The organism is Streptomyces sp. ADMS (genome assembly GCF_033441795.1).
GTDB lineage: Bacteria > Actinomycetota > Actinomycetes > Streptomycetales > Streptomycetaceae > Streptomyces.
In genome coordinates this window covers 44,216-57,245 of the sequence record NZ_JAVFVX010000019.1, presented here as the reverse complement: position 1 = coordinate 57,245, position 13,030 = coordinate 44,216, and the positions used below count along the sequence as shown (strand labels likewise).

General features: G+C 71.5%; 14 protein-coding genes and 1 pseudogene. 7 read left to right on the top strand and 8 right to left on the bottom strand.

Annotated features, from left to right (window positions below):
• Positions 1 to 131 precede the first annotated feature (131 nt).
• The 6 genes from RB628_RS11460 (at position 132) to RB628_RS11435 (ending at position 6,232) form a co-directional block, all read left to right on the top strand.
• Entirely contained in the window at positions 132 to 1,142 is a 1,011-nt protein-coding gene (locus RB628_RS11460; RefSeq protein WP_318320237.1) for a DEDDh family exonuclease, read from the top strand.
• A gap of 79 nt (positions 1,143 to 1,221) precedes the next feature.
• Positions 1,222 to 1,455 (top strand): hypothetical protein, encoded by a 234-nt coding sequence (locus RB628_RS11455; RefSeq protein ID WP_318320236.1) that lies wholly within the window; start codon positions 1,222 to 1,224, stop codon positions 1,453 to 1,455.
• A 75-nt stretch (positions 1,456 to 1,530) separates the two neighbouring features.
• Positions 1,531 to 2,337, top strand: a complete 807-nt coding sequence (locus RB628_RS11450) for an SURF1 family protein (protein ID WP_318320235.1) — start codon at positions 1,531 to 1,533, stop codon at positions 2,335 to 2,337.
• A gap of 93 nt (positions 2,338 to 2,430) precedes the next feature.
• Positions 2,431 to 4,239, top strand: coding sequence for a glycoside hydrolase family 15 protein (locus RB628_RS11445; RefSeq protein ID WP_318320234.1), 1,809 nt, complete (start codon positions 2,431 to 2,433; stop codon positions 4,237 to 4,239).
• A 5-nt stretch (positions 4,240 to 4,244) separates the two neighbouring features.
• On the top strand, positions 4,245 to 5,000 hold the full coding sequence (locus tag RB628_RS11440; protein WP_318320233.1) for an SDR family oxidoreductase: 756 nt from the start codon (positions 4,245 to 4,247) through the stop codon (positions 4,998 to 5,000).
• A 137-nt stretch (positions 5,001 to 5,137) separates the two neighbouring features.
• The gene (locus tag RB628_RS11435) at positions 5,138 to 6,232 is read left to right on the top strand and encodes a helix-turn-helix domain-containing protein (RefSeq protein ID WP_318320232.1); all 1,095 of its coding nucleotides are present in this window, start codon (positions 5,138 to 5,140) and stop codon (positions 6,230 to 6,232) included.
• A gap of 14 nt (positions 6,233 to 6,246) precedes the next feature.
• On the opposite strand, the gene RB628_RS11430 is transcribed toward RB628_RS11435, so the two are convergent.
• Positions 6,247 to 6,744, bottom strand: coding sequence for a hypothetical protein (locus RB628_RS11430; RefSeq protein WP_318320231.1), 498 nt, complete (start codon positions 6,742 to 6,744; stop codon positions 6,247 to 6,249).
• A 275-nt stretch (positions 6,745 to 7,019) separates the two neighbouring features.
• Between RB628_RS11430 and RB628_RS11420 the strand changes: the two are divergent.
• Positions 7,020 to 7,220, top strand: a pseudogene (locus RB628_RS11420) (hypothetical protein); the annotation flags it as partial.
• A gap of 86 nt (positions 7,221 to 7,306) precedes the next feature.
• On the opposite strand, the gene amaP reads toward RB628_RS11420, so the two are convergent.
• From amaP to RB628_RS11385, 7 genes are all read right to left on the bottom strand, one after another.
• Entirely contained in the window at positions 7,307 to 7,885 is a 579-nt protein-coding gene (amaP, locus tag RB628_RS11415) for an alkaline shock response membrane anchor protein AmaP (protein WP_318320230.1), read from the bottom strand.
• Positions 7,886 to 7,891: 6 nt separating this feature from the next.
• The gene (locus tag RB628_RS11410) at positions 7,892 to 8,590 is read right to left on the bottom strand and encodes a DUF6286 domain-containing protein (protein WP_318320229.1); all 699 of its coding nucleotides are present in this window, start codon (positions 8,588 to 8,590) and stop codon (positions 7,892 to 7,894) included.
• On the bottom strand, positions 8,587 to 8,997 hold the full coding sequence (locus RB628_RS11405; RefSeq protein ID WP_412180635.1) for a hypothetical protein: 411 nt from the start codon (positions 8,995 to 8,997) through the stop codon (positions 8,587 to 8,589). The genes RB628_RS11410 and RB628_RS11405 overlap by 4 nt, the downstream gene beginning before the upstream one ends.
• 4 nt (positions 8,998 to 9,001) lie before the next feature.
• A complete protein-coding gene (locus RB628_RS11400; protein ID WP_318320228.1) occupies positions 9,002 to 9,187 on the bottom strand; it encodes a hypothetical protein in 186 nt (61 codons plus the stop codon).
• A 42-nt stretch (positions 9,188 to 9,229) separates the two neighbouring features.
• The gene (locus RB628_RS11395) at positions 9,230 to 9,730 is read right to left on the bottom strand and encodes an Asp23/Gls24 family envelope stress response protein (protein WP_318320227.1); all 501 of its coding nucleotides are present in this window, start codon (positions 9,728 to 9,730) and stop codon (positions 9,230 to 9,232) included.
• Positions 9,731 to 9,835: 105 nt separating this feature from the next.
• Positions 9,836 to 10,822 carry a methyltransferase gene (locus RB628_RS11390; RefSeq protein ID WP_318320226.1) on the bottom strand — a complete coding sequence of 329 codons (987 nt, stop codon included), beginning with the start codon at positions 10,820 to 10,822 and terminating at the stop codon, positions 9,836 to 9,838.
• Positions 10,823 to 10,850: 28 nt separating this feature from the next.
• Positions 10,851 to 12,920 carry a multicopper oxidase family protein gene (locus RB628_RS11385; RefSeq protein ID WP_318320225.1) on the bottom strand — a complete coding sequence of 690 codons (2,070 nt, stop codon included), beginning with the start codon at positions 12,918 to 12,920 and terminating at the stop codon, positions 10,851 to 10,853.
• Positions 12,921 to 13,030: the final 110 nt, after the last annotated feature.

Here is a 13,030-nt window from a genome sequence, read left to right as displayed (position 1 = left end):
AGGGCGGCCCACAGGTGGCGCACAGCCGTTATTACTGACAAGTATTCAGGGCAGTACGCGCTTGCTTGTTGGCGGTCTCCACCAACAGGCGCCCCACGGGCTGTCAGTCGCGGCCCGTATTCTCTGGGACCATGCTCGAAGACCTGACGCCCACGCCGGCCCCCACATCGTGGCCGACCGCATATCCCCAGGGATACGCGGTCGTTGACGTCGAGACCACCGGTCTGTCCCGGGAGGACCGGATAATCTCCGCCGCCGTCTACCGGCTCGACGCGCGCGGCGAGGTCGAGGACCACTGGTACACAACGGTCAACCCGGAGCGGGATCCGGGGCCGGTGTGGATCCACGGGTTGACGAGCGACGTCCTGGAGGGCGCCCCGCTCTTCGTGGACATCGCCGAGGAGTTCGCCTCCCGGCTCGACGGACGCGTGCTCGTCGCGCACAACGCCGTCTTCGACTGGTCGATGATCGCGCGGGAGTACGCGCGCGCTGAGCGCGAGGCGCCGGTGCGCCAACGGCTGTGCACCATCGCGCTGTCCAAGGAGTTGGGGCTGCCGCTGTCCAACCACAAGCTGGAGACGCTCGCCGCGCACTACGGGGTCGTCCAGCAGCGGGCCCACCACGCGCTGGACGACGCGCGGGTGCTCGCCGAAGCGTTCCGGCCGAGCCTGCACGCGGCCGCGCTGGGCGGCGTACGGCTGCCGCTGCTGGAGTGCCGGCCGCTGACGGAGTGGTCGGCGTCACCGGCGACAAGCGGCTCCGCCCTGCCGCAGATCGGGCGCCAGGCCTCCGGGGGTTACGGAAGCTACCAGCCGGCCGGCTGGCGGCCCTCCCGCAAGAGGCCCGCGTGCCCGTACCCCAACCCGGGGCGGTACGAAGACGGCAAACCACTCAAGCAGGGCATGCGGGTGGCGTTCTCCGGGGACACCTCGGTCGAGCGCGACCTGCTGGAGGACCGGGCCGTCGAGGCGGGGCTGCATGTCGCGACGAGCCTGTCCCGGCTGACCAGCCTGCTCGTCACCAACGACCCGGACTCCATGACCTCGAAGGTGGTCAGGGCCCGGCAGTACGGCACCCCCGTCGTCGACGAGGCGGCCTTCGGACAGCTGCTGCGGGACGTGGAACCCGCGGCGCGGGGATGACCGTGCGGACGGGTGATTGCCGTACGACTCGCCCGGCGCCCTCTCGCTCGCGCGGCACCGACGGCCCACCCTGTGGCCCATGGCCAGTTGTGAAGTCTGCGGGAACACTTACGGGATGACATTCGAGGTGCACGCGCAGGGCGCCGTGCACGTCTTCGACTGTTTCGCCTGCGCCATCCACCGCATGGCACCCATCTGCGAGCACTGCCGTGTCCAGATCATCGGGCAGGGCGTCGAGGCCGAGGGCCACTGGTACTGCGGGGCGCACTGCGCCCGCGCGGAGGGGAGGGTGGGGATCATCGACAGGGTCTGAGGAAGCCCGAGCGGGGCCGAGCCGAGTCCGTACCCCCCTGAATGCACCCCACGGGCGAGTTGTACCGTCAGTGGGGTGTACCGCTTCCTCTTGTCCCGGCAGTGGGTGATCCTCACGCTGGTCGCCCTCCTCCTCATCCCCACGATGATCAGGCTGGGCATCTGGCAGATGCACCGCTACGACGAGCGCACCGCCCGCAACCAGCTGGTCGCCGACGCGCTCTCCGCCGAGCCGGTGCCCGTGGAGCGGCTGACCTCGCCCGGACACACCGTCACCACCGGCGAGCGATACCACACCGTGACCGCCAGGGGTCACTTCGACACCGACGACGAGGTCGTCGTCCGTCGCCGTACCAACTCCGACGACGAGGTCGGCTACCACGTACTGACCCCCTTCGTCCTCGACGACGGCAAGGTCCTGCTGGTCAACCGGGGCTGGATCCCCGCGGACGGCCCGAGCCAGACCGCGTTCCCCAGCATCCCCGCGCCCCCCGAGGGCGAGATCACCGTCACCGGGCGGCTGATGCCCGCCGAGACGACCGCGGCGAGCGGCATCAAGGACCTCAAGGGGCTGCCGGACCGGCAGATCATGCTGATCAACAGCGAGCAGGAGGCCCGGCGGCTCGGCGCCGAGGTGCTCGGCGGCTACATCGTGCTGACGACGCCCGAGCCGAAGAAGGACACTCCCGAGCTGCTCGGCAGGCCCGGTGACGAGAACGCCGCGCTGAACTACGCCTACGCGATTCAGTGGTGGCTGTTCTCCGCGGGTGTCCCCCTGGGCTGGGTGATCCTGGTGCGCCGGGAACGGCGGGACCGGGCGGAGGCCGAGGCGGCGGCCCGCGAGGCGCAGGACTCGCCGGACGCCGAGCCCGCCGCCGTGTGACACGACCGGCCGTGTGACGTAACGGGGGGCCGCGGCGTGTGACAGTTCGATCTCGCCCGAATGCCGGGGCCCCACACCGGGAACCCGCTGGTCGTGCATCCTCACCAGAGTCACCGCATCCCCCGTATCGAGGACTACGCCCTCATCGGCGACCACCAGACCGGCGCGCTCGTCGGCATGGACGGTTCCGTCGACTGGCTGTGTCTGCCCCGCTTCGACTCGGCCGCCTGTTTCGCCGCGCTGCTCGGCGACGAGCGCAACGGGCACTGGCGGATCGCCCCCGAGGGCGCCGACCGCTGCGTCCGGCGCGGTTACCGGCCCGGCACCCTGGTCCTCGACACCGAGTGGGAGACCGACGACGGCGCCGTACGCGTCACCGACCTGATGCCCCAGCGCGACCGCGCCCCCGATCTCGTACGCATCGTCGAGGGCGTACGCGGAGAGGTGATCGTCCGCAGCACGCTGCGGCTGCGGTTCGACTACGGGTCGGTCGTGCCCTGGATGCGCCGGGCGAACGGGCACCGGGTGGCCGTCGCCGGACCGGACGCCGTGTGGCTGCGTACCGAGGAAGGGGTCCGCACCTGGGGACGGGACTTCACCACGTACTCGGAGTTCACCGTCGCCGAGGGCGAGCGGGTCGCGTTCGTCCTGACCTGGCATCCCTCGCACGAGCCGCATCCGCCGTTCGTCGACCCGTACGAGGCCCTGGACACGGCCGTCACGGACTGGGAGGCGTGGTCGGCCCGCTGTACGTACGACGGACCGCACCGGGACGCCGTCGTGCGCTCGCTGATCACGCTGAAGGCGCTGACGTACGCGCCGACCGGCGGCATCGTGGCCGCCCCCACCACGTCGCTCCCAGAGGAGCTGGGCGGCGTACGCAACTGGGACTACCGCTACTGCTGGCTGCGCGACTCCACGCTCACCCTCAACGCGCTGCTGTCGGCGGGCTACCACGAGGAGGCCGAGAGCTGGCGTGACTGGCTGTTGCGCGCGGTCGCGGGCGACCCGGCGGACCTCCAGATCATGTACGGGCTCGGCGGTGAGCGACGGCTGCCCGAGTTCGAGCTGGACTGGCTGCCCGGGTTCGGCGGCTCGGCCCCGGTGCGGATCGGCAACGCGGCGGTACGGCAGCTCCAGCTCGACGTGTACGGCGAGGTGATCGACTCGCTGGCGCTGGCCCGGCGCTTGGGGCTGCCGTCCAAACCGCACATGTGGCGCCTGCAGTGCGCGCTGATGGAGTTCCTGGAGACGGCGTGGCGCCGCCCGGACGAGGGACTGTGGGAGGTGCGCGGCCCGCGCCGGCACTTCGTCCACTCGAAGGTGATGACCTGGGTGGCCGCCGACCGCGCGGTGCGTGCCCTGGAGCTCAACCCGAAGCTCAGCGGCGGCAACCTGGAGGGCTGGCGGGCGATGCGCGACGAGGTGCACCGTGAGGTGTGCGAACGCGGCTACGACCCGGAGCGCAACACGTTCACCCAGTTCTACGGCTCCCGTGAACTCGACGCCGCCGTGCTGCTCCTGCCCCGCGTCGGCTTCCTGCCACCGGACGACCCGAGGATCGTCGGCACCATCGAGGCCGTCAGGGACGAGCTGGGGCACGGCGGATTCGTACGCCGCTACAGCACGGACGGTCCCGTGGTCGACGGGCTGCCCGGTGACGAGGGCGTGTTCGTGGCCTGCTCGTTCTGGCTGGCGGACGCCCTGCACATGATCGGCCGTACGAAGGAGGCACGCGCACTGTTCGAACGCCTGGTCGGCCTCACCAACGACGTGGGACTGCTGGCGGAGGAGTACGACCCGGTCGCCGGCCGCCAGCTCGGCAACTTCCCCCAGGCGTTCAGCCACATCGGCCTCGTCAACACGGCCCTCGCCCTCTACGGCGAGGACCGGGCAGGATAGGGACCATGGATCTTGGACTGAAGGACCGCGTGTACGTCGTCACCGGCGCCACCCGTGGACTGGGCAACGCCGCCGCGCGCGAGCTCGTCGCCGACGGCGCGAAGGTGGTCATCACGGGGCGGGACGAGGAGACGGTCGCGGAGGCGGCGGCCGACCTGGGCCCCGGGGCGGTGGGCGTCGCCGCGGACAACTCCGATCCGGAGGTCGCGGGGCGGCTCGTCGCGGCGGCCCGTGAGCACTTCGGGCGCTTCAACGGCATCCTCGTCAGCGTGGGCGGGCCGGCGCCCGGGTTCGTCGCCGACAACACGGACGAGCAGTGGCGGGCCGCGTTCGACTCGGTGTTCCTGGGGGCGGTACGGCTGGCCCGTACGGCGGTGGCGGAGCTGGAGGCGGGCGGGGTCGTCGGATTCGTGCTGTCCGGCTCGGTGCACGAACCGATTCCGGGGCTGACCATCTCCAACGGGTTGCGGCCCGGGTTGGCCGGGTTCGCCAAGTCGCTCGCGGACGAGGTGGGGCCGCGCGGAATCCGGGTGGTGGGGTTGTTGCCGGCACGCATCGACACGGATCGCGTGCGCGAGCTGGACGGGTTGTCCGCCGACCCCGCGGCGACCCGGGTCGCCAACGAGTCGCGGATTCCGTTGCGGCGGTACGGGAAGCCGGAGGAGTTCGGGCGGACGGCGGCGTTTCTGCTTTCGCCTGCGGCGAGCTATCTGACGGGGGTCATGGTGCCCGTTGACGGGGGGATGCGGCACGGGTTCTGAACTTGAGCTTGGGCTCAGGGGAGCTGATGCCACCGCTATTCGGACAACTCTCCCCTCCCCGGAACCGTCCGTCATCGCCTGCCCGTCCAATCCAACGGTGTGTCACGGGGCGGACATATCACGGGGAGCGTGGGGACATGCTGCGTATCGGCTTCGGCACGGACGATCTCAACCGGCTGCGGGTGGCGGCGGGCAGTGACTTCATGTGGGAGGTGGTCCTCAGCCTGCAGCTGCTCCAGAACCGGCACGCGGCCCTGATCTTCGACCCATGGCGGAGGCAGGTGCGCGAGGGGCTCGCGCGAGCGGGGCTGATCCGGACGACCCGGGCGCTGATGGAGGTGAGCCCGTTGGCTTCCTACTTCCCGGACTTCCTCACCCCCGGCCTCGGCAGCCCCGACCCGGACACCGGACTGGACGCGGTGCTCTCCACACCCCGCAGACGCTTACGGTACGAACTTGGCCGGCTCTACCCGGACCGACCGATGCCGTCGGGCGCCCGACGGCTCGCCGAGGGCGGGAGCGAGGTGCTGCACCGGCTGGGGACGGCGGTGCGCGCTTATCACGCGGTGGCTGTGGCGCCATACAGGACGGTCATCGACCGGGCCGTCGGCGCGGACCTGGCTAAACGCGCCGACTTGGCACTGGCGGCGGGGGCGGAGGGGCTGCTGGACAGCTATCAGCCGGAGCTGCTGTCGTGGCGGGACGGCCGGCTCGAATGCGGCTACCCCTTCGACCGGGGCCTGGAGCTGAACGGCCGCCCGCTGACCCTGATCCCGTCTTTCTTCTGCATCCGGCAGCCTGTCGCTCTTGCCGCCTCCGAACTCTCTCCCGTACTGGTGTATCCGCTTCCGCTCGCGCCGGGCTGCCTGACGGTGGCCGGGCCTGGCGGCGCACCCGGTTTGGGCTCGGGCTCCGTGGAGCGTCTGCAGCGGCTGCTGGGCCCCACCCGGGCCCGAGTGCTGGAGCTGCTCGGCCGCCCGATGTCCACCAGCGGCATAGCCGCCGCCCTCCACCTCTCCCCAGCCAACGCCAGCCGCCATGCCGCGGTGCTGCGGGAGGCGGGGCTGGTCGGTTCGTTCCGGGACGGGCACTGGGTGCTGCATCGGCGGACGGGGTTGGGGGATGCGTTGCTGAACGGGACATGGGGGTGTGACGAACTGGGGGACGGTGCGGTGGGGCATGCGGGGGCGCCCGCCTCGGGCCGACGTGCGGCCGTGAGGCGGGCGCTGTGAGATGCGGCGTGCGGTCAGCAGTTCTTGATCTTCCAGATCGGGTCCCAGTTCCACCCCGAGGGGGCAGTGCTGCGCGCGGTCGAGGTGTGGACGGTTGTGCCGCCCGAGTTGTAGAACCTGGCCACCGTGCCCTCGGTCTGGTAGTTGTAGAAGCCACCGAGGCCGCCCCAGTAGGACAGCGAGTAGGTATTGCAGTAGTACAGGTCGAACACCTTGTACGTGCTGCGGGTCGGATCCCACACGCGTGCGCACAGCCGTCCGGTCGGGCAGCTGTAGGTGTCGCCGGATACGTACCGAATACGCTCGGCGGCCGGCGAGATGCCCGGCGAGTTCGCCAGCACACCCGCATCCGCGTGCGTGCCCACCTGCTGCTCAGTGGAACTGACTGCCTGGGGAGCCGAGTCGGCCGCCTGCGCCGGCGCCGCGCCCAACAGCGTGGTGAGCACCAGACCCGCCCCCGCGACGAGTCCCGCCAGCTTTCGAGGTTTCAGATGTGTCCGGGGTAACTGCATTGCGCTGCCCTCCGTGTCCTGGTTCCGCTCTGCGAAGCGAACGGTCATCCGCTCGCGCCCCATGGTGGGGCGGTTCGCGCCGGGCGGACGAAACATTCGACGGATACGCAATCAAGGCGGCGGATACGAGGCGGTCGAGGACGGTGTGTCCCGGTGCCGGCCCATTGCCAGGGCTGCTGGAAGACCATTTCGGAATTGGCCGTTGCCGGTCCGTCGAGGAGGGGCCGCGGGTGGAGGTCGCAGAAGGCGCCGACGTAGTCACGGGTGATCTCCCCCGAGTGCGTCCGGCGCGGGTTCAGGGAACATCCGTCCGCCCCTACCTCGGCAGTCCAGCCCGTGCACCCAATCCCACTTGGCCGGGTCCAGGACGGCCACCCGGATCGAAGAACCGGCGCCCTGCCACCCGCTGCGACTTTGGGCAAGACCGTCAATCAAACAACCCGAGACGCTCGTCGCTCTGCGCGATCCGATGTTGACCAACAGGCTGAAGGCGCCTGCCACCAGGAGTGCGTCTGCGGGTAGTGGTGATCTGGTCGCGCGGTTCCCCGCGCCTCTGAGTGTCTCAGCTCACCCTTTCTGCCGAGTGCTTGACGCCTCTCAGACTCACCTCTGCCGGGAGGGACGTGAGGCCTGCCGAGTCGCGGGCGTTTGCCAGAGCCTCCGTGGTCAGGCGGAGTAGCGCCTCCTCCGGGGCCGCATGGGGCTGCAGGAGGAGTTCGACTCGGGCCTCGGGGGCCGTGCGCCGGCCCGTCAGGGTTACGTGGGCCCGCTCCACGCCCTCCAGGCGGGACGCCTCTCCTGCGACCGCGCTTTCCATGGCGCGGCCCCGCAGGAGTGCGCCCTCGCCGTCGCCCGTGTCCACCAGGACCTCGGTGAGACGGCGTCGGCGGAGCGCCGCGGCCAGCCACCACAGGGACAGCAGGACCAGGAGGGCCAGGACCGCGAGTACCGTCGGCCACCACCAGCCGGCGTCCCGCCAGTGGGTGCGTTCGGCGTTGCTCAGGAGTACGTCGTTGCTGTCGTCGTGGATCCACCACGTCGGCGGGCTGGCGCCGAGGCCCACGCCCAGTACCGAGCCGCCGACCACGATCAGCACCAGGCCCGCGAGGCCCAGCAGTACGCGGTTGACCATCCGCTGCATCCGTCGTCACTCCTTCCGGCCGGGGCGGGCGACACGCACCGACAGGGTCGGCGTCCGGGAGAGGCCAAGACTCCTGATCGCGTCGGCGAGCACGCCGTCCAGGTCGGCCCGTACGTCGTCGAGTTCGCGGAAGTGGGAGACCGCGCGGATCTCGGCCCTCCTACGGGTCATCCGGACCCGGACCGACTGGACGCCGGACACCTCCACGGCCCGGTCGCGCAGCACCATGGCCGCGGCGGCCCTGTGCAGGCCCGCCCGGACGTCCGCGTGGGTGCGCCGCATCGGCAGGACGCCACGCAGGCCGGGCGTGGCGGCGAGGACGAGCAGCCAGACGCCGAGGGCGACGGCGAGCCCGGCGCCGGCCAGCACCCAGAGGTCGTCGAGGGAGCGTTCCGCGAGTTGTCTTGCCAGCGACTTGCGCCAGCTCATGGCGGGGCGGTCGGCCCGTACGGCGGCGATGTCGTAGAGGAACGCGCCCGCGCCGATGAGCAGGAGCAGCGCCAGGACGGCCGCGGGGACCCGGCGCGCCGACCAGAAGCGGCCGTTGCCGGCGTCGGCATCGCCGAGGGTGGGCAGGGGGTCGTAGGCGGCGGCGGACGAAGACCGCCCCGTGCCGGTGGTGTCGGCCGTCGCGTCGCCTGGTTTCTCCAGTACTGGCAGTCGCTGGGTGTTCTTGGAGCCGTCGGAGCCCTGGGGCTCGCTCATCGCGTCCTCCCCTGTGCCTTCCCTGGTGCCGGGCCGTGCGTCCGTGCCGGGTGCAGCCGCTCGATCTCGACGGCGACCTCCGGGACCTGCATCCCCGCCAGTGCCTGTACCCGCGAAGTGACCCGACGACGCACCGTCGCGCACTGGCCACCGATATCGGAGGGGTACGGGAGTTCGAGGCTGACGCGGACGCGGGCCCGGTCCTTGCGCACGGCGACCGTCGCATGCGGGGGCACCGCGTCCGGGGGCAGCTCGGCCAGCGCCTCGCGGGCCGCCTGCGCGGCGATCTTCGCGACGACGCGGTCGGCGATCCGGGTGGCGCCGCGCTCCCCCGGCGCCACGGCCGTCGTCGCCACGGGCGTACGGATCTCCCCGGGCCGCCCGTCGCCGGACTGTTCCTCGGTCACGGCGTCACCGCCGTCTGTCGTCGCGGGTGCGGAAGAAGTCGCCCAGGTCGAGGTCGCTCTCCAGGAAGCGGCCGACGACAAAGCCGAGGGCGCCCAGAGCCGCCACCAGCAGAAACGCGCCGAAGCCGCCGAAGTATCCGGCGAATCCCAGTGCCATTCCGGCGATCATGCCGATCACGGCGATGCTCATGCTGCCCTGCCTTCCCGGTCCTTAGCCCATGCCCCGAATCCGTCACTGCAGGCGCGGTTCGGGCTCGTCTTCCTCTTCCTCGGGCAGTTTCACGTCCGTCACCGCGATGTTGACCTCGACGACCTCCAGGCCGGTCATGCGCTCGACGGCCGCGACGACGTTCTCGCGCACGGCCCGTGCGACGTCGGCGATCGAGACGCCGTACTCGACGACGATCTCCAGATCGAGGGCGGTCTGTACCTCGCCGACCTCGGCCTTCACCCCACGTGAGACGGATTTCGAGGCGCCGCCCGGCACCCGGTCGCGTACCACTCCGAAGGTCCGCGAGAGCCCGCTGCCCATGGCGTGCACACCGAGGACGTCACGGGCGGCGAGCCCGGCGATCTTCTCTACGACTCCGTCGGCGATCGTGGTGCGCCCCCGGTCGGCCGGGTCACCACCACCGCGCTTGGTGACGTTCGTCTTCCTGAGCTGGGCGGCCCGCTGGTCGTCGCCCTCGTTCTCGGGCTGCTCCGGCCGGTTCCGCTGGGTCATGTCGGTCATCGCCGTACATCCCTTTCGGTCGTCCTCCACCACCCACAGTAGGCGGGGTCGGGCGGACGCGCGCCGGGGACGTGGCAGGCAGGCGAAGGGGTCTGGGGCGCAGGGTCAGACCGGCCGGCACTCGAAGGCGGTCCAGGCGCCGCAGGCCCGGGCGGCGACCGTCGTGAAGCCGCCGGCCGCGAAGAGGGTGCACCACTCGTCGGCGGTGCGTTCACGGCCGCCGGTGATCAGCAGCATGTCCAGGTCCGTCACGGCCGCCAGGTCGGGCATGACGGCCCCGACGACCCGCTCCACGACGAACAGCCGCCGCTCGGGGTCCCTGCCGAGGGCTGTCCGTACGGCGTGCAGGACTTCGACTGCCTCCGCGTCGGGGAGTTCACGCAGCACCTGTTTGAGCAGCCAGGCGTGCGGATCGTCGGGGAGGGGGCCGCCGGACGGGTCCACGGTGCTGCCCGCACAGTGCGGGTGGCGGTCCAGGAGGGCCTTGAGAAACAGGCCGTCGCCGCCGAGTTCGGCCACGCTCGGGAACGGGGTCAGGTCGATCAGCGAAGTGAGGTAGCCGAGGTCGCCCCGGTGGCCGGCGGCGACGGACCGGGCGATCAGGCCGGCCGCGTCGGGGTCGGTGGCCAGGTGCTCGTGGTACGGGCGGACGAAACTCTGCTCGAAGGCCGGTTCGCCGGTGCGCAGGGTGTCGAGGATGTCTCCGTACGGCAGCCGGGTCAGCTCGTCGCCGTGGAGGAGCACCAGGTCGCGCCGGGACTCGGGAGCGTCGGTGCGCAACAGGTCGGCGGACGGGGTGAGGGCGAAGCAGCCGTCGGGGAGGCAGGCGAAGACGCCGAGTGCGGCGGCCGCCCGCAGGACCCGGGCGAGCGCGTCCGGGTCGGCGCCGACGGCCTCGGCCAGCTCGGCCGCCGTCCGGGGGCCGTCGGTCAGGTGGTCGGCGACGCCGAGCCGGGCCAGCGCCCAGATCGCGCGGCTCACGGAGCCGGCCACGGAGAAGAACATCAGCTGGTGGCCGGGGGTCATGGCGGGGAGGACGGCGGGCGAGAAGGTCCGCCCACCGCCGGTGCTCGGGGCGGGGGTGTGCGTCACGGTCGGCTCTCCTGTCGTGTGCGGCTCGTCATTCGGCCTGGTTGTCGGTGTCGCGGCCCATCCGGTACGGGCTGGTGACGTTCTCGTACGACAGATGGGTCATCATCCCGAGCACGGCGTGGTCGCCGATGTGGCAGTGGTCCATCCAGATGCCGGGGTTGTCGGCGCGGAAGGCGACCTCCCAGACCTCGCCGACGCGCACGTTCACGGTGTCGAGCCAGACGGGACTGCCGCTGACCTTGCGGCCGTTGCGGCTGAGCACGAGGACGTGGTGGCCGTGCAGATGCATGGGGTGGTCGAAGTGGCTGCGGTTGGCGAACCTCAGCCGTACGAGGTCGCCCTCGCGGACGGTGAGGTGGGGGCCGTCGGGGAACACCTTGCCGTTGATGGTCCAGGCGAAGGTGAACTTGCCGTCGTAGAAGCCGAGTTCGTTGTCGAAGACCATCGAGTACGTCCGGCTGAAGCGACTGTCCGGTCCGAACGGGGTGGGCGCCGGAGTGCCGTACGCGGTCGGGTCGAAGTCCTTGGAGGGGCGGTCCGGGGTGATCTCGCCGCGTCCGTCCGCGCTGATCATCAGGCCTCGGTCGAGGGCGCCGACGAAGTCCTGCGTCTCGGTCAGCCGTACGGGCCGGTCGGGCATGACGAACTCGACGTCGTAGCGGGCGCCCGCACCGATGGCCAGCCCCTTGCCGCTGACGAGCCCCGGATCTCGCACGGGATTGCCGTCCAGGGCGGTGACGCGGAACGGGGTACCGGTGAGCGAGAAGACGTGGGTGAGGCGGTCGGAGTTGAGGAGGCGCAGGCGGATGCGGCTGCCGGGGGCGGCGCGGCGGTGTTCCAGCCGGTCGGCGAGGCCGAGGGCGGGTACCGGGTCGTCCGCGCCTACAGCGTCCCAGGAGTGCATGGCGAGGAACCAGTCGTGGTCCACCGGCTCGGGCTTCGGCGGGTCGATGATCAGGGCGCCGAACAGGCCCTTCACGACCTGGACGGAGGTCTGCTGGTGGGAGTGGTACCAGTGGGTGCCGGACTCGTCCGGGCGGAACCGGTAGACATGGGTGGCGCCGGGGCGGGTCGCGTTCTGGGTGACGCCGGGGACACCGTCCTCGGCGTTCGGGACGTCGACGCCGTGCCAGTGCACGGCCACGTTCGCCGAGCGCAGCTCGTTCCGTACGGTGATCTCCACCAGTTCGCCCTGGCGGACGCGGAGCACCGGCCCCGGCACCTGTCCGTTGAACGCCCACGCCCGGACGGCCTTGCCGGAGGCGAGGCGGACCGTCCTCTCTTTGGCGACCAGGGTGAAGCGGCGGTCGGGGCGGTCGTCGCGGGGGCCGGTGAGCGAGGTGACGGAGGTGGTGCCGGAGGGGATCACCGCGGATTCGCGGCCTCCGCCGTGCTGGTGCGCCTGTGCCGCGTCGCCCGGCGCCATGCTCATGCTGGCCGGGAGCCGGCTGCTCGTCGCGGCGAGGTTCACCAGCCCGGTCGCGGTGACGGCCAGCGTGGTCACGACCGCCAGGGCGCGCAGGGCCCGTACGGGGCGGGAGCGGCGGGGCCGCGGGCCGGTGCGTACGGCCGACAGCCAGCGTCTGGTCTGACCGAGCCAGGAGAACGCGGCCAGCAGCACCACCGTCGAGTGGATCAGCAGCGCGAGGGTGAGGAGGGGTGGTGCGAGGACTGTGACGAGCGCCGTCCACAGACCGACGAACGCGCCGGCGGCCGCCGTCTGGAAGGGGACGACGGCGGTGGGTGAGAAGGCCGCGGTACGGGTGTCCAGGGACGGCGTACGGGCCCACGCGACGAGCCTCGGCACCGAGCCGGCGAGTACGGCGGCGGCCGGTACGGCCAGCAATGGCAGTGCGACGGCTACCCGGTCCACGGCGAACAGCCAGCTCACCCGTCCCATGAGCGTCACCGTGAGAATCCGGCCGAGGACGAGCAAGGTGCCGAGTCCGGCCAGCACGAGCAGGGTCACGGCCCGGGCCTTGCCGCGCCGCCGGGACCGTTCCACGGGCCGCCTGCTCATGAGCACCGCGCCCGTCGTCCACACCATGAAGGTGAGCAGGGCGGCCTGGAGATCGGCGTTGAGGAGCGTCTCGAACACGGGTGGACCTTCCGTGAAGGGGGGCAACAGGGCGGAGGCCGGGGCGACTTGAGGATCAGGGGCGGCCCGCGGAGGTCACCGGCGGTGCCACCGTGTGGCCCTCCAGCCAG